At 64.9% G+C, this 18,433-nt stretch carries 22 protein-coding genes; 8 read left to right on the top strand and 14 right to left on the bottom strand.

The window, feature by feature from the left end:
• Nucleotides 1-77: 77 nt before the first annotated feature.
• The 3 genes from J1M86_RS06810 to J1M86_RS06800 are packed head-to-tail and all read right to left on the bottom strand — an operon-like array spanning nt 78 to nt 2,753.
• Nucleotides 78-560 (bottom strand): YbjN domain-containing protein, encoded by a 483-nt coding sequence (locus J1M86_RS06810; RefSeq protein ID WP_075839183.1) that lies wholly within the window; start codon nt 558-560, stop codon nt 78-80.
• Entirely contained in the window at nt 557-1,882 is a 1,326-nt protein-coding gene (gene mshA, locus J1M86_RS06805) for a D-inositol-3-phosphate glycosyltransferase (protein ID WP_206509308.1), read from the bottom strand. The genes J1M86_RS06810 and mshA overlap by 4 nt, the downstream gene beginning before the upstream one ends.
• 34 nt (nt 1,883-1,916) lie before the next feature.
• Nucleotides 1,917-2,753 (bottom strand): alpha/beta fold hydrolase, encoded by an 837-nt coding sequence (locus tag J1M86_RS06800; protein ID WP_206509307.1) that lies wholly within the window; start codon nt 2,751-2,753, stop codon nt 1,917-1,919.
• 58 nt (nt 2,754-2,811) lie between these two features.
• On the opposite strand from J1M86_RS06800, the gene J1M86_RS06795 reads away from it, so the two are divergent.
• The gene (locus tag J1M86_RS06795) at nt 2,812-3,567 is read left to right on the top strand and encodes an SDR family NAD(P)-dependent oxidoreductase (protein WP_075839216.1); all 756 of its coding nucleotides are present in this window, start codon (nt 2,812-2,814) and stop codon (nt 3,565-3,567) included.
• A 14-nt stretch (nt 3,568-3,581) separates the two neighbouring features.
• Here J1M86_RS06795 and J1M86_RS06790 read toward each other — a convergent pair whose 3' ends face one another.
• The 3 genes from J1M86_RS06790 to J1M86_RS06780 all read right to left on the bottom strand — a co-directional run bounded on the left by J1M86_RS06790 (nt 3,582) and on the right by J1M86_RS06780 (nt 7,486).
• Nucleotides 3,582-4,784 (bottom strand): Ig-like domain-containing protein, encoded by a 1,203-nt coding sequence (locus tag J1M86_RS06790; protein ID WP_241259714.1) that lies wholly within the window; start codon nt 4,782-4,784, stop codon nt 3,582-3,584.
• A gap of 42 nt (nt 4,785-4,826) precedes the next feature.
• Nucleotides 4,827-6,377, bottom strand: a complete 1,551-nt coding sequence (locus tag J1M86_RS06785) for an MBL fold metallo-hydrolase (RefSeq protein ID WP_206509306.1) — start codon at nt 6,375-6,377, stop codon at nt 4,827-4,829.
• 92 nt (nt 6,378-6,469) lie between these two features.
• Nucleotides 6,470-7,486 (bottom strand): UDP-N-acetylmuramate dehydrogenase, encoded by a 1,017-nt coding sequence (locus tag J1M86_RS06780; RefSeq protein WP_206509305.1) that lies wholly within the window; start codon nt 7,484-7,486, stop codon nt 6,470-6,472.
• A 56-nt stretch (nt 7,487-7,542) separates the two neighbouring features.
• Between J1M86_RS06780 and J1M86_RS06775 the strand changes: the two genes are divergently transcribed.
• The 3 genes from J1M86_RS06775 to J1M86_RS06765 are packed head-to-tail and all read left to right on the top strand — an operon-like array spanning nt 7,543 to nt 9,349.
• Complete coding sequence (locus J1M86_RS06775; RefSeq protein WP_206509304.1) at nt 7,543-8,049, top strand: DUF2505 domain-containing protein; 507 nt, start codon at nt 7,543-7,545, stop codon at nt 8,047-8,049.
• A 15-nt stretch (nt 8,050-8,064) separates the two neighbouring features.
• Nucleotides 8,065-8,568 (top strand): DUF2505 domain-containing protein, encoded by a 504-nt coding sequence (locus J1M86_RS06770; protein ID WP_075839179.1) that lies wholly within the window; start codon nt 8,065-8,067, stop codon nt 8,566-8,568.
• A gap of 22 nt (nt 8,569-8,590) precedes the next feature.
• A complete protein-coding gene (locus J1M86_RS06765) occupies nt 8,591-9,349 on the top strand; it encodes a class I SAM-dependent methyltransferase (protein ID WP_206509965.1) in 759 nt (252 codons plus the stop codon).
• Here J1M86_RS06765 and J1M86_RS06760 read toward each other — a convergent pair.
• A complete protein-coding gene (locus tag J1M86_RS06760) occupies nt 9,346-9,930 on the bottom strand; it encodes a type IV toxin-antitoxin system AbiEi family antitoxin (RefSeq protein WP_075839178.1) in 585 nt (194 codons plus the stop codon). The genes J1M86_RS06765 and J1M86_RS06760 overlap by 4 nt on opposite strands.
• Nucleotides 9,931-10,053: 123 nt before the next feature.
• On the opposite strand from J1M86_RS06760, the gene J1M86_RS06755 reads away from it, so the two are divergent.
• On the top strand, nt 10,054-10,788 hold the full coding sequence (locus J1M86_RS06755; protein ID WP_230555175.1) for a DUF2993 domain-containing protein: 735 nt from the start codon (nt 10,054-10,056) through the stop codon (nt 10,786-10,788).
• Nucleotides 10,789-10,821: 33 nt separating this feature from the next.
• Here J1M86_RS06755 and deoC read toward each other — a convergent pair whose 3' ends face one another.
• Entirely contained in the window at nt 10,822-11,484 is a 663-nt protein-coding gene (deoC, locus tag J1M86_RS06750) for a deoxyribose-phosphate aldolase (RefSeq protein WP_206509303.1), read from the bottom strand.
• A gap of 44 nt (nt 11,485-11,528) precedes the next feature.
• Here deoC and J1M86_RS06745 point away from each other — a divergent pair, with 44 nt between their 5' ends.
• Nucleotides 11,529-12,383 (top strand): class I SAM-dependent methyltransferase, encoded by an 855-nt coding sequence (locus J1M86_RS06745; RefSeq protein ID WP_206509302.1) that lies wholly within the window; start codon nt 11,529-11,531, stop codon nt 12,381-12,383.
• Between the two features lie 13 nt (nt 12,384-12,396).
• On the top strand, nt 12,397-13,281 hold the full coding sequence (gene purU / locus J1M86_RS06740) for a formyltetrahydrofolate deformylase (RefSeq protein WP_075839176.1): 885 nt from the start codon (nt 12,397-12,399) through the stop codon (nt 13,279-13,281).
• Nucleotides 13,282-13,288: 7 nt separating this feature from the next.
• Here purU and J1M86_RS06735 read toward each other — a convergent pair whose 3' ends face one another.
• The 5 genes from J1M86_RS06735 to J1M86_RS06715 all read right to left on the bottom strand — a co-directional run bounded on the left by J1M86_RS06735 (nt 13,289) and on the right by J1M86_RS06715 (nt 17,369).
• The gene (locus J1M86_RS06735; protein WP_075839175.1) at nt 13,289-14,317 is read right to left on the bottom strand and encodes an alpha/beta fold hydrolase; all 1,029 of its coding nucleotides are present in this window, start codon (nt 14,315-14,317) and stop codon (nt 13,289-13,291) included.
• A 26-nt stretch (nt 14,318-14,343) separates the two neighbouring features.
• Complete coding sequence (locus J1M86_RS06730) at nt 14,344-14,610, bottom strand: DUF2516 family protein (protein ID WP_075839174.1); 267 nt, start codon at nt 14,608-14,610, stop codon at nt 14,344-14,346.
• A gap of 88 nt (nt 14,611-14,698) precedes the next feature.
• Nucleotides 14,699-15,481: a heparin-binding hemagglutinin gene (locus tag J1M86_RS06725; RefSeq protein WP_206509301.1), complete on the bottom strand. Its 783-nt coding sequence runs from the start codon at nt 15,479-15,481 to the stop codon at nt 14,699-14,701.
• On the bottom strand, nt 15,474-16,019 hold the full coding sequence (locus tag J1M86_RS06720) for a helix-turn-helix domain-containing protein (RefSeq protein WP_230555274.1): 546 nt from the start codon (nt 16,017-16,019) through the stop codon (nt 15,474-15,476). Before J1M86_RS06720 ends, J1M86_RS06725 begins: the two co-directional genes overlap by 8 nt.
• Before the next feature lie 96 nt (nt 16,020-16,115).
• Nucleotides 16,116-17,369, bottom strand: a complete 1,254-nt coding sequence (locus tag J1M86_RS06715; RefSeq protein WP_206509963.1) for a DUF445 domain-containing protein — start codon at nt 17,367-17,369, stop codon at nt 16,116-16,118.
• A 128-nt stretch (nt 17,370-17,497) separates the two neighbouring features.
• Between J1M86_RS06715 and J1M86_RS06710 the strand changes: the two genes are divergently transcribed.
• Nucleotides 17,498-18,259, top strand: coding sequence for a TetR/AcrR family transcriptional regulator (locus J1M86_RS06710; protein ID WP_206509300.1), 762 nt, complete (start codon nt 17,498-17,500; stop codon nt 18,257-18,259).
• On the opposite strand, the gene J1M86_RS06705 is transcribed toward J1M86_RS06710, so the two are convergent.
• On the bottom strand, nt 18,256-18,423 hold the full coding sequence (locus tag J1M86_RS06705; protein WP_158050636.1) for a hypothetical protein: 168 nt from the start codon (nt 18,421-18,423) through the stop codon (nt 18,256-18,258). The genes J1M86_RS06710 and J1M86_RS06705 overlap by 4 nt on opposite strands.
• Between the last annotated feature and the right edge of the window lie 10 nt (nt 18,424-18,433).

Genomic DNA, 18,433 nt, shown 5'->3' with positions numbered 1-18,433 from the left:
GAGCCGTATTCGTGCGCGACCAGTTTTCTCTGAGAGCGGACGCTACCCCCAGCTCGGGATGTCCGCATATTTTCAGCTCACGAGGAGATGAGATGCTCGAATGCCTGGAGGTTGGCCAGAGATTCACCGCGGGACACGCGCCAGGCCCATTCCCGTTTGATGGACTCGGCGAAACCGAGTTCGAGCAGCATGTTGAAGTCGCCGTCGGCGGCCTCGAGCACCTGCCCGAGGATGCGGTCGATTTCGTCACCCGTCACCGCATGCAGCGACAGGCGTCCGACGAGATAGATGTCGCCGACCTTGTCGATGGTGTAGTGGACGCCGTAGAGCCTGCGATTGCGTCGGAGCAGGTACCGGTAGACACCCTCGAAGTTCTCGTCGGGTTTGCGGCACACGAACGCCTCGATGCGGACTCCGTGATGGCCGACTGTCAGCATCGTCGTCGTCTTCAGTTTGCGCTCGCCGGGCAATTCGACTACGAACGAGTTCTCGCCTTTGCGTTGGTAATCGAGCCCACGTTCGCTCAAAATCGAGTCGATGAGTGTGACAGTCTCGCTCATGCAGTGACTCCTTTTCGTCGTAGCTTCGAAAGACCGCGCGTGCGCCGGGGCGAGAATTCACTCGGCGCCTCATGCCGGTCGAAATGCGATTTCGCGGCACGGTAGCTTCCGATAAGGCCCTCGGCGGTGTGCTCCCAGGAGAAGTCCGCGGCGTGTTCGGGTGCAGCGGAAGCCATCCGGGCCAAAGCTTCGCGGTCGCGAACCATCGCCGACAATGCCGTAGCCCAATCCTCGGTTCGATGGCCCTGAACCAGCACCCCGGTCTCGCGCGACCGTACGGCCACGCCGAGCCCGCCGACATCGGCCGCGATCACCGGGGTACCGCTCGCCTGGGCTTCGATGGCGACCAGCCCGAACGACTCGTTGTAGCTGGGGACAGCCACCACATCGGCGGCCCGGTAGATCTGCACCAGCTTCTCGGACGGCTGCGGCGGCAAGAACGTCACGCGCGCAGTGATGCCCAGCTCGGCGGCGAGTTCGATGAGACTGTCAGGCCGGTCGAGACCACTTCCCGACGGTCCTCCGACGACAAGGACACGCAGCGGTATGCCCGGCTCACGCACGAGCAGTTCCGCGGCGGCGCGCAGCAGCACGTCGGGCGCCTTCAACGGTTGGATTCGGCCGACGAACGCCACGACGGTCTCGCGCGGATCGATGCCGAATTCGGCGCGGGCAGCGAGCTTGTCTCCGGGACGGTACCGACTCAGGTCAGCGCCCGGTGCGACGACGTCGATGGCATCGGGCAACGCGCCGTAGATCTCGATGAGCTGCTTCGCCTCTTCGGCGGTGTTGGCGATGAGGCGGTCCGCTTCGGCGACGACCTGCTGCTCACCGATCTGCCGTGCTGCCGGTTCCGGGGCGTCCCCTACTGCGAGAGATGCGTTCTTCACGGCTGCGAGTGTGTGGGCCGTGTGTACCAGCGGCACGCCCCACCGATCGCGAGCCAACCAACCGACCTGGCCCGAGAGCCAGTAGTGCGAATGGATGATGTCGTAGTAACCGGTGGCGTGGCGCGCTTCCTCGCGGAGAACGCCCGCAGCGAACGCACAGAGTTGCGTCGGCAGATCCTGTTTCTCGAGGCCCTCGAAGGGGCCGGCCACGATATTGCGCACCAGAACGCCGGGGGCTGCCTCGCGCACCGGCTCGTCCGACGAGGACGTGGCGCGGGTGAAGATCTCCACCTCGATACCGCGTCTGGCCAGTTCTTTCGCGCTCTGGAGAACGTAGACGTTCATCCCGCCCGCATCCCCCATCCCGGGCTGGGCCAGCGGGGAGGTATGCAAAGACAGCACCGCGACCCGGTTCAACTGGCGATCACTCACCGTTCCAGTCTGCACTCTCCCACCCTACGGACGTTCACAGCCCCTCGACGAAGTCCGATACCTCACGCGCGAAGCGGTCGGGGTCGGCGACGAACGGACCGTGGTCGACGCCCTCCCAGTACGACTCGGTGACCTGCGGGATCAGCGACGCAGCGTGCCGTCCGGCAGCGACGTCGACGACGGTGTCCTCGGTGCCGTGCAGCACGAGTGTCGGCACGTCCAGCGCGCTCAACACGTCGTCGTGCGAGGCCGTGCGATCGAACAAGGCTGCGCGAACACGGGGAGCTGTGGACAGTGTGGCGCCGAACAGGGCCTGTGCCTGCGCACCCTTTCCCTCTACCGGGCCGGTCAGCGCGAGCCCGAAGCTGCCGAGCGCCTTGATCGCGATACGCGGCTCCTCGGCCATCGCCCCGGGGATCGCCGCGCGCATGGCTGTGCCGACGCGTCCCCCGGCCTCGCCGCGGCCGATGCTGGTGATGGCACCGACCAACACCAGACCCGCCACCGCGTCGGTTCCGTGCTCGGCGAGGTAGTCGCAGATGACGAGGCCGCCGTAGGACCAGCCGAGCAGTACTGCGTCGGCGGTGATGTCCTCCGCGGTCAACACTGCATGCACGTCGCCGGCCCAGATCGCGGAGTCCGCGTATCCGCTTTCCGGCGCATCGGAGTAGCCGTGCCCACGAAGATCCACCGCAATCACGCGGAACCTCGTCGCCAATTCGGCGAGGAGTGCATCGCCCCAGCATGCCGACGACTGCGCCCATCCGTGCACCAGCACAAGCGGCCGGTGAGATGGATCGCCCGATACTCGGTAGACGATGTTCGCCCCGTCGATGCCCTGCGCCTGCCGTACCGGTCCTGTTTGTGCCATGACGTTCATGATGGACGGTGACCCCGGCGCACCTGCAGCCGGGACTAAGATCTCCGGCATGGCATTGTCAGAACAAATCTCCCCCGACGCCCGCATAGCCGTCGTCACCGGAGCCAGCTCGGGCATCGGCGAGGCCACCGCTCGCCAGCTTGCCGAGCAGGGCTACCACGTCGTCATCGGTGCCCGTCGCGTCGACCGGCTCGAAAAGCTTGCCGACGAGATCGGCGGCACCGCTCTGCAACTCGACGTCACCGACGAGGATTCGGTGGCAGCCTTCACCTCCGTCATTCCTCGGGTGCACGTTTTGATCAACAATGCCGGCGGCGCCAAGGGGCTCGCTCCCGTCATCGATGCAGATCTCGACGACTGGCGCTGGATGTGGGAGACCAACGTGCTCGGCACGCTGCGCGTGACCAAGGCTCTGCTACCCAAGCTCATCGACTCCGGTGACGGACTGATCGTGACGGTGACGTCGGTGGCCGCGTTCGAGGCGTACGACAACGGCTCGGGCTATACCTCCGCCAAACACGCGCAGGCGGTGCTGCACCGGACGCTGCGCGGCGAACTGCTCGGCAAGCCCGTTCGGCTGACAGAAATTGCGCCTGGCGCCGTGGAGACCGAGTTCTCACTGGTGCGCTTCGATGGGGACGAGTCCAAGGCCGGGGCGGTCTACCAGGGCATCACCCCGCTCGTGGCGAGCGATATCGCCGAGGTCATCGGCTTCGTCGCTTCCCGGCCCTCGCACGTCAACCTGGACCAGATCATCATCAAGCCGCGCGATCAGGCCGGTCCGGGGCGCTTCGCCCGCACGTAGGCGCCTAGCGGCGCCTACAACGCCGACATCGACTCCCACGTCGGCCAGTCGATGGCCCAGTCGTAGAGGTCGCCGTCGGCCGCGGACAGGTCGATCCGAGTTCCGGACACTTCCACCGGGTCGCCGTACAGCGCAGTCTGGAAATACTCCTGGGCATCGGCGTCGGAGAGATTGATGCACCCGTTGGTGACGTTGGAGGCGCCCTGCACCCCCGTCGTCAACGGGTTCGCGTGAATGAACTCGCCGTTGTTGGAGATACGGACGGCCCAGCGTTCACGCACGTTCTCGTAGTACGGCGGGTTCGACATCAGAAAATCCTCGTGCTTCTCGGTCACCACGTGAATGCCGCTCCGAGTGACGTTGCGGTCCTCGTTGCCCTCGCCGTAGCTGACCGGGATGTCCAAGATCGTCTGACCGTCACGGACCACCAGCATGCGATGGCTCGTGGCGTCGGCGATGACTACCTGACTGCGGCCGATCGAGAAGTCCAGCGTCACATCGTCAGCGCCGTACACCCCGCCGCCGTAATCGACGCCGTACAGTTTCGCGACCACCGACACCGTCGTGCCCGGCGCCCAGTAGTTCGTCGGCCGCCAGTGCACTCGCGAGCCGCCGTCATCGGGGAGCCAGGCCCACGCGCCGGGCGTCGGCGGGTTGGTGGTCACCGTCAACGCCTGCTCGACGGCAGCCTTGTCCTCGATCGCGGAGTCGAACTTCAGGATGATCGGCGCCGCGATCCCCACTTCCTGACCGTCGCCGATGTTGGTGCTCACCGAGCTGCGGCTCTCAGGAGTGACCGTGGTGAAGCTGCCGTCCACCGGGACGGTCTTGCCGTCGGTGCCGACGGCGGTGCCGGTCCAGGTGTACGTCGAGCCGTACCCGAGGGGTTCGGTGATGGTGTACGACGCCTGCTTCGGTGCCAACTCTCCCTGCACGAGCTTGCCGTCGGGATTGGTGAGCGCGATCTCACGCAATGTTCCGTCTGTCACCGTCACCGAGATCGGGGCGACGGGGCTGACGTCGACGGCTCCGGCTGCCGGGTTCTGGGTTACCACGGCCACGGGGGACGCCTCAGCGCTCGGGCCTGCACCACCCGGGGACGTGCCGCTATCGCCGATGGTGCACCCGGCGATCAGAGCTGCCACCGCCGCGATCGCCGCCAGCAACAACCAACGAGTCCGCTTTGTCCGTTCTACCTGCGCATACACGTGTTCCAAGGTACCTGCGGAGAATCAGTGAGCCTCAATCGAGAACATTTCTCACACCTTCGACGACCGCAGTTCGTGCCCCTTGGAGGTCAGGCACCGTCCGGTGTCGAGGTTCCAATCCCAACCGTGGAGGTTGCAGGTGAGTTTGTTGCCCTCGATGATCCCGAACTTCGACAGGTCCGCCTTCAGGTGCGGGCAGCGACGCTGAATCTCCCAGCCGTCCTTGACGATGGTCGCGGTGTCGTCGTGTGCCTCGGCGAACCAACCGTCGGCGTAGGCGATGCGCTCGTCGGTCAAGCATTTGAAGAACGTGTAGAGGAACTCGTTGTAGCCGCCCACACGGCGAGCGCGGAACCGCGTCGAGAGGAAGATCGTGTTGACCCAGTCGGGTTCTCCGTCACGCACCACGGTGCGAACCAGTTCGGGGGCGATGGTGAAGCTGTATCGGAACCGTTCGTTGGCGATGGGTTCGCGCACCATGCGCTTCGGGAAATCGAGCACGACGGTCTCCGCGCCGAGCATCAGCGCGACGGGATAGCCGATGCCGTCGCAGATCTGATCGGTCTGCGCCATGATCGGCTCGAACAGCTCCCGCAGCGGCTCGAGCAGCGGCTCACCCTCGGCAGGGGCCCAGGCTGCCTTCTCGGCCGCGATCACGTCGGCTTGGCGCTGCGCGTACGCCTCGATGTAGTCGGCTTTTCCGGTGGTGAAGATAGCCTCGACCTCCGCGACGGGCAGCGGATGCTCGTGCGAGAGCAGCTCGCTACCGTCGAAGGTCGACGTGGTGCCGGGCATCATCAGCAGTCCACGGTCATTACCGTTGCGACGCATCTGGTCGAGGAAGACCATCTGATCCGGGAAGATGTTCGCCGGGTCCTCGTAGACGTCGTTGAGGAACCGAAGTTCGTCGTCGAGGAAGCAAGGCGGGCCGGCCGACGGAATCACCCACGTCGCACCGATCTGATCGATGTATTGCCGTGCGCGGTCCATCCCGCGCTGGCGCTTCTGCTCACCGAACGACTTCTTCGCGCGTTCGACCATGTCGTAGACCATCGGGTACCAGATAGCGCCCGAGTACTGCAGCATGTGCACGTCGACGTGACCGAACTGCTCGGTGAGCACGTCCAGGTCCACCGGCCGCGCATCGTTCATGTTGAAGGCGACGGTCTTGCCGTCGGAGACAACCAGACCGGAGTCGCCGATGGGGCCGTCGGCGGGCGCTCGCAGCGCGATGATCATGATGTCGAGATCGCCCTTGGGCCCCGATAGGCGGTGCTTGACCGAGTCGGTCGTTTCGAAGAACTTGTGAAACCCGAGCTTTTCGAGTTCGCGCTTCAAATCCGGGACCGGGTAATCCGGCAACAGCACTGTCGTGTCCTTGTCGATGAACTCGGCCAGGTGTTTCGGATCGAAATGATCTTTGTGCAGGTGCGAGACGTACAGGTAGTCGCAGTTGCCGAGGGTGTCCCAGTCGAGCTGCGAGTTGTCGGGGAACGGGAACCACGAGGTGAAGTAGGCCGGATTGACCCAGGGGTCGCACAGAATGCTGCCCGCTGCGGTCTCGATGTGAAATCCAGCGTGCCCGACGCTTGTTACCTGCACAGAACTTCTCCTCATCTGTGAGTGGTTTTACATAGCCCTGTATGTACTTCCACTCACATACATAAATTTCGATGGTAGGCCCACCGACCGACTCAGGTCAGCGAGCAGCCGACCAAATCGCATTCCGGAACCAAGGTGATTCCGAACTCGGCCTGCACACCGTCGCGGATGTGCGAGGCCAGGGCCATGACGTCGGCCGTGCTCGCTCCGCCCCGATTGGTGACGGCCAGCACGTGCTTGGTCGACAGCGCAACCGTGCCGTTGCCGAACTCGGTTCCGAAACCGTGCGCGAAACCGGCGTTCTGGATGAGCCAGGCCGCGTGGATCTTGATGCCCGACGGGTCCGGATACTGCGGAGCTCGCGATGCCTTCTCCGGAACCTCGGCGAGAACCGGGTTGAGAAAGAACGACCCGACGCTCCAGGTGTCGTGATCGGCCGGGTCGAGGACCATGCCCTTCTGTCCACGCAGGTCGAGAACTGCCTCGCGAACATCTTTCGCCGGCACGGTGTCCCCGATGGTCACCCCCAGGCGATCCGCCAGACCCGCGTACCGAACGGGGTCCGAAACCGTCGAGCGGCGCAGTGCCATCGTCGTGTCGAGAATGACGTAGCGCATCGAATGCTTGAACACCGACTGCCGATGCAGCCCGAACCCACATCGATCGGGCCCCCACACCTCGATGCGGCCGCTCTCACGGTCGTACACGGTGAGCTCACGCAGCACATCGGAGGTGACGGTCCCGTAGGCGCCGACGTTCTGCACCGGCGTCGCTCCGGTCAGACCGGGGATGCCGGAGAGCGCTTCGAGACCGGCGAGCCCCTCGTCGAGGGAGGCAGCGACCACGGGATCCCACGGTTCGCCGGCGGCCACCCACATCGAATCACCGTCGATCCGTGTGCCAGAGGTCTCCACCTTGATCACCAGGCCGTCGAAACCGGTGTCGGCGACGACCAGATTGGAACCGCCTCCGATCAACAGCACAGGCGTGTGCGCTGCGTCGGCGGCGCGGACGAGCGATACCAACTCGTCGGACGTTTTCGCGACGGCGAACTCGCGGGCCGGGCCGCCTACACGCATCGTGGTGAGCTCGGAGATTGCGGTGGGCACGGGGGCCCAGCCTACCGGTGATCCGAGTAGGTCGGAGCCACCGGTACCCTGCGCGTATGCCTCGTCCCATCGCGCACAGCGCGCCCGTTCCCGCACCCGTCCACAAGGTGCACGCCGCGCTCGTGTCCGAGCAGTACTGGATAGACCGCATCGTCGAGATCGGCGGCCCGGACGCCAAACTGCTCAGCGTGACCGCGCTCAACGGGACCATCAGCATCGTCATGTCGCAATCGGTCCCGGAAGAAGAACTGCCCGCCGCGGTCACCGCGTTCAAGAAGGGTCCGCTGGTCATCGAGCGCACCGAGTCCTGGGGTCCGCTCGGCGGCAATCGCGCGGAAGGCAAGTTCGGCGCAACGGTCGAGGGTGCGCCTGCTGTCATCTTCGGCACCACCCTGCTCGTGGGCAACGAGGCGTCGGCGACGATGTCGCTCTCCGGCACCACCGAGGTCAAGGTGCCCATTTTCGGTGGGAAGATCGAGGCCATGATCAGCGAGCAGGTTCTCGAGCTCATCGACTCCGAGCACGACTTCACGGGCAACTGGATTGCGAAGAACCTCGGGTAGGTAACCTGGCTCACTATGGCGCGCCGAATGAACTACTCAGCCCGGTTCACCTACTCGACCGAACAGGTGTACGCCGCGTTGTCCAGCCGCGATCACTGGGACGCTCGCATCGAGGAGATGAAGAAGTACTCCCACAACGAGCTCATCAGCTTCGAGGTCGGTGAGTCGGGAATCGACGTCGTGATGCACCACATCATTCCCAAGACCGAACTGCCGGACATCGCGCAGACGGTGATGAAGAAGGACATGATCATCACTCGCAACGTCCACATCGACTCGTACTCCGAGGAAACGACCGGGCATTACGACGCCTCCATCCCTGCCGGGCCCGGCAGCCTCAAGGGCGTCACCTCGCTTTTCCCCACCGCGACCGGGTCGACGCTGCGCACCTCCTCCGAGGCGAAGGTGTTTCTCCCCTTCATCGGTGGAAAACTCGAACAGCTCATGCTCGTCAACCTTCGGGACCTCTGGCGCGGCGAGGGTGAAGTGACGGCTGATTGGCTTGAAAAGAACGCCTGACTTTTCGCGACCGGTCGGCACTATCACTCGCGGGACCACCGGTATCAACAGGCTGCGACGCAGCGATCGCTGGCTCGTGCACAGCCCGCAGATTCGGCAGGCCCTCGCACGTGCCGACGATCCCCACGTCGTCGATCTCGGCTACGGGGCCCGGCCCGACACCACCCTGGAACTGGCGCGCAGGCTCAGGACGATCCGGCCGGACCTGCGTGTCACGGGCCTCGAGATCGATCCGGCACGGGTGGTCCCGTCCACCGAGAACGTCACTTTCGCCCGCGGCGGTTTCGAACTTGCCGGCCTGCGCCCGAATCTCGTCCGCGCGTTCAACGTCCTGCGGCAGTACCCCGAGGATGCAGTCCCCGACGCCTGGTCGCGCATCCTTTCCGGGCTGGCCCCCGGCGGGCTGCTGGTCGACGGCACCTGCGACGAGCTCGGGCGTCGGTGCGCGTGGATTCTGCTCGACGCCTCCGGGCCGATCTCACTGACGCTGGCATGGGACCCGTTCACCGTGCATACCCCGTCGGACATCGCGGAGCGCCTCCCCAAGGCACTCATCCACCGCAACGTCCCGGGCGAGAACATTCACGCTCTGCTGCAGTCCGCGGACCGCGCTTGGTCCAACGCTGCGCCGCTGGCACCGTTCGGCCCCCGACTGCGATGGCGGGCCGCACTGAAGCAGCTGGCGGCGACCGGTACCCCCGCGGTGGTGCCGCGCCGAACCCAACGCGACAACGTCCTCACCGTTCCCTGGTCGGTCGTGCAACCTCGCACCGAGCGCTAGGTACAGGCAGACAGAGCCAGCTCCACCCGTTCCGCGACACGTTCGGGGCAGCTCACCGCCTCGGTGTAGAGCAGCCCGGCGTCGGCCCGCCCGATGGCGACGGCGTCACCGACCACCTCGTCGAGGGTCACCTGCGAAATTCCCCCGGCGGCAAGATCGAGGACCGTTCGAACCGGAGTTGTGATTCGAAAGGTCCCCGTCGACTCCACGTCGCGCGCACTGAGCTGCAATCGATGCACTGCCAGTCGCGTATCGGTCAGGCGCAGATTCGTGTGGGCGGACACGTGCACGAACTGCGGGTGCAGATGTCCGAACCCATGGAGTTCGGCCGCACTCTGGTGCGAAATCACAGCCTCACCGCCGAACCACGCACACCACATCGCGAACTTCTCGAGGTCGTTGTGCGGCCACCCGGCGAGGCGATACAGATTGCGCTCCACCCGGGTCCAATCACCCGCGAGCAGACTGGCGTGCACACCAGCCTGATCGAAGCCCAATTCCCCCGCCTGTTCGGTGGTGAAGTAGCCGTCCTGGCTCGTCGCCAGCCGGTGCAACTGCTCGGTCGACCGTGTCGAACTCATGCAGACCAGAATACGACACAATGTGTTACACATCACAATAATTGGCAGGTCGTTTCGGCGGCGACGCTCCGACGATTCGAGATTCACAGAGCTCTTTCAGACTTATCGGGAAGACTGCCACGAATGACTCGTCGCAAAGCTCCCATGATCGCGGTTCTGGTGGTTCTCGTCCTCGTCGCCGCACTGCTGGGCGGAGAACTCTATGTCCGTCAACAGATCAAGTCCTGCCTCGCCGGCCAACTCGAGAACGAACTGGGCAGCGAAGTCGAGGTCGGATTGGGCTGGAAGCCGATCCTGATCTCCCTCGTCGACAAGCAGGTCTCCTCGGTCACCCTCGACAGCAACGACGCGCGGTTCGGCCCCGCCGTCGACATGACGGTCAGCGCGGAGGTCGAGGACGTCGATCTCGAGCAATCGGCAGAGTCCGGCGGCACCATCGGCAGCTCGAACGCCGACATCGCGTGGTCCACCGAAGGAATCGCGGCAACGCTGCAATCACAGGGCATCGGCGGCCTCGTCTCCGACGTCACCTCCGACGCATCCACGGGGACGCTCTCCTTCGCGATCGGCGGCCTCGCGCAGCTCACCGTCGAACCGACGGTCGCCGGAGATCGCGTCGACGTCCGGACAGTCGATGCATCGATCCTCGGCCTCGGCATCCCGACGGACCTCGTCGACAGCATCGTCGGAATCCTGTCCGACAGCCTGCAGCAGTATCCACTCGACATGACACCGACATCCCTCACGGTCACCGACACCGGAATCGAGCTGCAACTCGAAGGCGGCGCGTACGTGATTCCGCCGCGACAAGCCGATCAGACGGTGGAGGCACCCGAGGGCTGCGGTCTGCTCGCCTGAGCGAAATCTAGCCCGATAGCCCTTGGAAATGGGTCATTCCGCAGGCTCCACTCCCGCGAGCACAGCTCGGCTGCCGGACAGCCCCAACCGGGTAGCACCCGCCTCGATCATCGCCAGGGCGGCATCCGTGGTGCGGATGCCGCCGCTGGCCTTGACCCCGAGCCTGCCACCGACTGTGTCGGCCATGAGCCGGACCGCCTCGACGCTCGCCCCGCCCGCCGGGTGGAAGCCCGTAGACGTCTTGACGAAGTCGGCGCCCGCCTTCTCCGCGGCCAGACACGTTTCGACGATCGCCTCGTCGGTCAGCGCAGCCGACTCGATGATGACCTTCAGAACGGCGGTCGGGCCCATCGCCTCACGCACGGTGAGGATGTCGGACAGCACGGCGTTGTAGTCACCGGCGACCGCAGCTCCGACGTCTATCACCATGTCGACCTCGTTGGCTCCCTGATCCACTGCAAGTCTCGCTTCGGCACCCTTGACAAGCGAATGATGTTTGCCCGACGGGAATCCCGCCACCGCTGCGACGACGAGTCCGCCGGCCCGCACCGGCAACATCGACGGCGAGACGCAGACCGCGAGGACACCGAGAGCGAGTCCCTCCTCGATGAGCGCGGTGACGTCCTGCGGTGTCGCTTCCGGCTTGAGGAGTGTGTGATCGACCATGCGGGCCAGGGCGCCCCGTGTGAGTGACATGTGACCACCCAATCACAGGCCTGCCGCGGCTAAGCTCTGCGGTTATGTCCGATTCCCGTATCGCCGAGACATTCCAGTCCACGAGCGAGTATTTCGACGCTGTCACTCCAGTCGTGTGGGGCCCTGCTGGGCAGGCCCTGACATTCGCGCTGGGTCTCACCACAGGGCAATCGGTGCTCGACGCCTGTGCCGGGTCGGGTGCGTCGGCGCTACCTGCGGGGCGGGCCGTCGGGCCCAGCGGCGTCGTGCATGCAATCGATCTCGCCGACGATCTCCTCGAGCTGGGCCGCGCGAAGGCGGCGGCGTCCGCGCTACGCAACATCGACTTCGTGTGCGCCGACGCAACGGAATGGGAGGCGCCGGGCGCCATTGGCGAAGGGTACGACGCGTTGGCCTGCTCGTACGGCATTTTCTTCCTCCCCGATATGGAAGCGGACTTCGCACGCCTGGTGGGCCTGGTTCGGCCCGGTGGCCGAGTCGGGGTGACAGTGTGGCGCAAGGGCGCACTCGAAGAGTTCGGGCGGGCATTCTTCGAGGTCGTCGAAGAGTTCGCATCCGCACGCAGTCCGGAAAGTCATGCTCATCACGGCCCGCTCTCCGCGGACGACTACCAGCGCCATCCCATCAGGCGCGTGGAGACACCCGCCAGGCTGAGCACCTGGCTCGAGCACGCCGGGTGCACCTCGGTACAGGTGAGCGAGCTGTCCAATTTCATTCCCGTCACCGCGGACTTCGCCTGGAATCTCATCCTGGGCAGCGGTTTCCGCGGCGGGCTCAGCGGGTACGACGACGCCACCCGAGAGTCGATCCGAGTCCGGTTCCTCGAACTGCTGACCGCCCGCGGTGTGGATTTCGTCGACGCCACGACACTGGTCGCAACAGGCGACCGGGCGTCCTGAGAGAATCGGCGTCATGAGTTCAGGTATCGCCGACGACCACCGCTACGTTCTGTCCCTGGGATGCCCCGACCGCACCGGCATCGTGGCCAGGATCTCGACATTTCTGGCCGATATCGGTGGCTGGATCGTCGAAGCGGCGTACCACGCCGACCCGGACACAGGTTGGTTCTTCACCCGCCAAGCGGTGCGCGCCTCATCCGTGGGCATGAGCATCGACGAGTTGCGTTCGAGGTTCGAGCCCGTCGCCGCGGACATCGGCCCGGAAACCGAGTGGTCACTGCACGATTCAGGGGAGAAGAAGCGTGTGGTGGTGCTCGTCAGCAAGGAGGCCCACTGCCTCCACGACCTGCTGGGACGGGCTGCAGGCGGGGAGCTGCCCGCGGAGATCTCGGCGGTGATCGGTAACCACAAGTCGCTCGAACCCGTTGCCTCCGCGCACGGAATCCAGTTCCACCACGTCGAATTCGCGAAGGATCCGGCCGAACGCGGACCGGCATTCGACGAAGTACGCTCCCTCGTCGATTCCTACGACCCGCACGCGGTTGTCCTCGCACGGTTCATGCAGGTCCTCCCCGAGGAGCTGTGCAAACACTGGTCCGGGCGCGCACTGAACATCCACCACAGCTTCCTGCCGTCGTTCGTCGGTGCGCGGCCCTACCACCAGGCGTTCGCACGCGGCGTCAAACTCATCGGCGCAACGTGCCACTACGTCACGGCCGAACTGGACGCCGGGCCCATCATCGAGCAGGACGTCATTCGTGTCGATCACGCCGACGAGGTCGCCGACATGGTCCGTCAGGGGCGCGACATCGAAAAGCTGGTGCTCTCACGCGGGTTGCGCTGGCACCTCGAAGACCGAGTCCTCGTACACGGAAGCAAGACCGTCGTCTTCAGCTGATGCGGCCTCAGCCCAAGCCGCGAAGCCGGGCAACCTCGGTGTTGAACTCGTCGATGGCCTCGACCGAGGTCATGTGCCCGATGCCGGGGATCTCGATGAGCTTGCTCAGGTGATCGTGCGCGTCCAGCGCCTGCGCGAGCTTGCGGGCGTGCACGGGGGGCGTGAGGCGGTCGGCGGACCCGACGAGCACCGACGTGGGCACACTCATGTTCGCCAGGGCCTCGTAGATGTCGAGATCGGTCAGTGCCGCGCCCCAGATGCCGCGGGTCTGCGGTTTGCACTCGAGCACGATCTTCTCGCAGAACGCGACCTCGGCCTGTGTCGAACCCGGAGCCATGGACACGTACTTGATTGCCTGACGGGTCACCGATGACGGTCGCAGCGGCACCGCCGAACCCAGGAGCCGGCGTCCTACAGGCACCGGCACCCGCGGGAAGCGCTGCGGTAACGGGATCACCGTCGTTTCCCTGACCAAGGAGTCCGTCGCCGTGCTCGCCAGCAGCACGGCACTGACGAGGAGATCGACCTGGTCCGGGTAGCGGCCCGCCCAAGCCATGATCGACATGCCACCCATGCTGTGTCCGACGAGGACGGCTTTGTTGCTCTCGCGCACCGTGGCGGCGAGGACGTCGGCGAGGTCGTCGGCGAGTACGTCCGGCCCCAACGGCCGTGTCCCGACGTCGCTACGACCATGGCCGCGCTGGTCGTAGACGATCACCTGGTAGTTCTCGGCGAACGCGTTGATCTGCGGAATCCAGTAGTCGGCCGAACACGTCCAACCGTGGCTGAACACGATCGGCTGCCCCTCGGGATCCCCGTACACGCGCACGTGCAGTTCGGCACCGTCGTCGGTGACGACCGGTACCAGGCGGGCGTCGTGCGTGGGCGCAGACAGCAGAGCGTTGCGCGGGGCCTCGGTGGTCTTGGTGAAGGACCGCTGCTGCCGGCGGCGGAGCATGAACGCCCCGACTCCCGCCGTGGCTGCCAGCCCTCCGATTCCGAGAAGTGCTCCCCGTGCTGCTCTCCGTGTGACCACGTATATCTCTCCTTGGTTGGGTCGGTTTACCAGCGTGGGCCGCGTTGAATCGCGTCGACCTTAGGTCGTACGTCGACCAGGTAGACACATACCGCGACGACGCCGATGACCCACAGGAAGATGATTCCTGGTCCGACGATCATGAGTAGTGTGGCCACGCCCAGGATTCCCAGCCAGGCCGGCTTGGTGAGTTTGCCGACTGCGGGAAACGCGTCGGAACGCTGACGCACAGCGTGGAACAACGCTATGACAGCGCCGACAAGCGAGATGAGCTGCAGTATCCAGAAAGCCATGGCCTGCGCGCTGTAGACGGTTTGCACGACCCCATACTACGCAAAACGGCCCCCGCACTGTGAGGTGCAGGGGCCGTGAAGCTCACGTTCAGCGAGTGGTCTTCTTCGCCGGTGCTTTCTTGGCCGGAGCGGCGGTCTTCTTCGCAGCCGGTGCCGGTGTGGCCTTCTTGGCCGGTGCGGCCTTCTTGATGGGCGAACTGTCGGTGCCGCGGGTCTTGGACTCGACCTTGCCCGCCTGGCCGCTGACCTTGTCCGAGGCCGAGGTGGCTGCTTCCTTGGCGTCCTCGCCGGCCTCGTCGATCTCGTCGGCGAGCTCTTCAGCGGACTCGCGAACCTTGTCCGACGCCACGCCTGCAAGTGCTGCGGCGCGCTCGCCGACTGCGCGGGTCTGCGACGCCACGGTGCCCAGTGCCTGCTCGGTCAGATCGACGACGTCGTTTGCTGCCGCGTTGGCGCGCTCGAGGCCTTCTTCGATGGCAGGTGTACGCCGGATGCGCTCGACTGTTTCTTCACCGCGCTCTGCGAGCGAGGTGTACAGGTCCGATGCGACCTTCAGGTATGCCTCGGCAACCTTGCGCAGTTCCTCGGGGGTGAAACGCTCACGGAGGTCGGCGATCTCGTCGGGCAGCTCGGCGGGCAGAGCGGTCAACCGCTCGCGAAGGGATTCGACACCCTCGGTGACGTCCTCGGACAGGTCGGCGATGCGAGCGCGAGCGGTATCGACACGCTCGGTCACCTCACCGCCGCGGGTCTCGGCGCGCGAACGCACCTGCGCGACGACGTCGGCCACTGCCTGCACGACCGCGTCACCGGCGCCGACGGCTGCGTAGATGGGTGTCCGGACGTTGTCGAAGTTCTTGGGGTCAGTCATGGAAAAACTCCTGATGAGTGATTGGCGGTTCGCTGCTGACATCTTGCGGTGCCGACACCGGCGGTGTGGTCTCGGCCGTGTTCTGCGTCTGCTCGTTTTCACGACGGAACGAGTCGTAGATCTCCATCAGCACGTGCTTCTGTCGTTCGGTGATCTCTGTGTCGCCGAGCAAGGCATCTCGAACTGGACCGTGCGGACGTTCTTCCAAGAACCCGGCCCGTACGTACAACGCTTCCGAGGACATTCGCAGACCCTTGGCGATCTGCGTGAGCACCTCTGCGGATGGCTTCCGCAACCCGCGCTCTATCTGGCTCAAATACGGGTTGCTCACCCCCGCCCTCGTCGCGAGTTGCCGCATCGAAACCTGGGCAGCCTCGCGTTGGCTGCGGATGTAACTGCCGATATCCGACGCCGCAGTGGTCACGACACTCGCGACGAGATCACTCGCCTCGGCTACGACCTCCGTTGCCTCGGACACTTTGGCGACTATCCCCTGACTGTCGATCTGATCATCGTCTTTTGGGGTCATGCTCACCACTCGATCCGTATCTCGAAACTTGTGGTTCCGGCGTACGGGCAAGACGATACCGAAGGGTGCTAGCTATAGCAAGCACTCTGCTAGCGCTGGTCTCGGCTACCCGAAGATCAGATCGGACACCGTGTAGATCGTCAGACCCGCCAGGGCGCCGACGACCGTGCCGTTGATACGGATGAACTGCAGATCCCGACCCACCTGCAGCTCGATCTTGCTGCTCGCTTCCTCGGCGTCCCAGCGGGCGACCGTGTCGGTGATGATCGTGGTGATCTCGTCGGCGTAGTTCGCCGCCACGTACCGAGCGCCGCCGAGCAGCCAACCGTCGACCTTGTCGCGCAGTACGTCATCGTCACGGATACGCGCGCCCCAGCTCTCGACGTTCTCCTTGATCTTCACCCGCAAGGTGCTCGACGGGTCGTCCACCGATTCGGTGATGAGTCGCTTGGCTACCTTCCACGTCGCAGCGGCGAGGCTGGTGATCTCCTCGCGGCCCATGATCTGCGACTTGAGCGATTCGGCCTTCTCGATGGTTACCGGATCGTGCTGCAGATCGTGGGCATAGTCGACGAGGAACTTGTTGGCGGCCAATCTCAGTTCGTGCTGCGGGTTCGAGCGGACCTTCCACGTGAATTCGACGATCTCCTTGTAGATCTTCTCGCCGAGGAGTGTGTCGACGAACTTCGGCGACCACGTCGGCGAGTCACGGGAGATGACCCGGTCGATGGTGTCCTGACTGCTCAGCGCCCACTGGTGTGCGCGTTCGGCGAGCATGTCGATCAGCGGGAGCTGCCGGTTCTCCTTGATCAACTCGTCGAGCACCCGTCCGATGGGCGGCCCCCACTGCGGATCGGCGAGCCTGCGGACGATGGTGTTGTCGATCACCTGCGTGATGTCCTCGTCGTTGAGCACGCCGACAACTCCGTGCAACAGCGTCGACGATTCGGCGGCGACGCGTTCGGCATTGCGAGGTTCGGCCAGCCACGTGCCCAATCGCAGCGGAATCTGCGCCGACTGCACCTTCTCCGACACCACGTCGGGCGCGAGGAAGTTGTCGCCCACGAACGATCCGAGGCTCGTCCCGAGCTGATCCTTCTTCTTTCTGATGATCGCGGTGTGCGGAATCGGAATGCCCAAGGGGTGCTTGAACAGAGCTGTCACCGCGAACCAGTCCGCGAGTCCACCGATCATCCCGGCCTCCGCGGACGCGCGCACGTAACTGACCCACTCGCCTGCGCCCTGCGACTCCTGCCAACGGCAGAAGAAATAGACAGCCGTTGCGAATGCGAGGAACCCTGTCGCGACGAGTTTCATCTTGCGGAGATCGCGCCGCTTGGTGGCGTCGTCGAAATTCATCAGTTGCACACCGCCATTGTGCCTGCGCCCGCGAGCCCCTCCACCGCCCGACGCGCTGCGCGCGAGCGAGGCTGCGGACGCCTAAGCTGATCCACGGAGCAGTCGACGATGGGATACGGCGGGCACACGTGGCAAGTAATGCGACATCAGAGGGCACGAGCGACACGAAGTCGGGGGCCAAGACGGAGAAGCCGGACGGACGGAAACGGCGCTGGCGCGAGCACAAGATCGCGCGTCGCGAGGAACTCGTCGACGGCACCCTCGCAGCAATCCGGCTGCGCGGCCGAGACATCGGGATGGACGAGATCGCGTCGGAGATCGGTATTTCCAAGACGGTTCTCTACCGCTACTTCACCGACAAGAGCGATCTGACGACCGCAACGATGAGCCGGTATGTCGAGACGACCCTGGCGCCGCGGATCTACCTCGCCATCTCGGAGCAGCTCGACGAGTACAGCCTCACCCGAGCGGTCATCACCGCATACGTCGAGACGGTCGCCACCGACCCCGAGGTCTACCTCTACGTGATGTCGAACAACGCCAACAGCAACCGGGACGTCGTCGCCGAATCCGAACGCATGATCGCGGAACTGCTCGCCACCGTGCTCGGTGAGCGCCTGCGCGCCCGTCAGATGGATTCAGGTGGTTCGGTGCCGTGGGCGTTTGCGATCGTCGGCGCCGTCCAGCTGGCAACGCACTGGTGGATATCGAACAAGTCGATGTCGGCCGAGGACCTCATCGACTACCTCAGCATGATGACCTGGGGCGGAATCCACGGCGTGGCGATGGCAAACGGCTCACCCGCGAAGTTCAACTCTCAGCCCCACCCGCTCGTCGACGAACAGGCGCGCGAGGAACGGGCAAGCCAAGAGCCTGGGACGGCAGACTAGCGCTCGTCCTCGGGGTCGATGGGGACCTCGATGTGCTGTTCGACGACGTCGGCGGGATCAGCTTCCGTGGGAATCGACAGCGGTTCGTCGGACTCCTCGCGGGTGGCCTCGAGCCGATCCTCGATCGATGTTTCCGGGCTGGGTTCTGTGTAGTCGGCTGCCATGCATCCGAGC

The sequence above is a fragment of the Rhodococcus sp. KRD197 genome, assembly GCF_017168235.1.
GTDB lineage: Bacteria > Actinomycetota > Actinomycetes > Mycobacteriales > Mycobacteriaceae > Rhodococcoides.
Note: the sequence above shows the minus strand (reverse complement) of the source record. Positions and strands in the feature narration are given on the sequence as shown.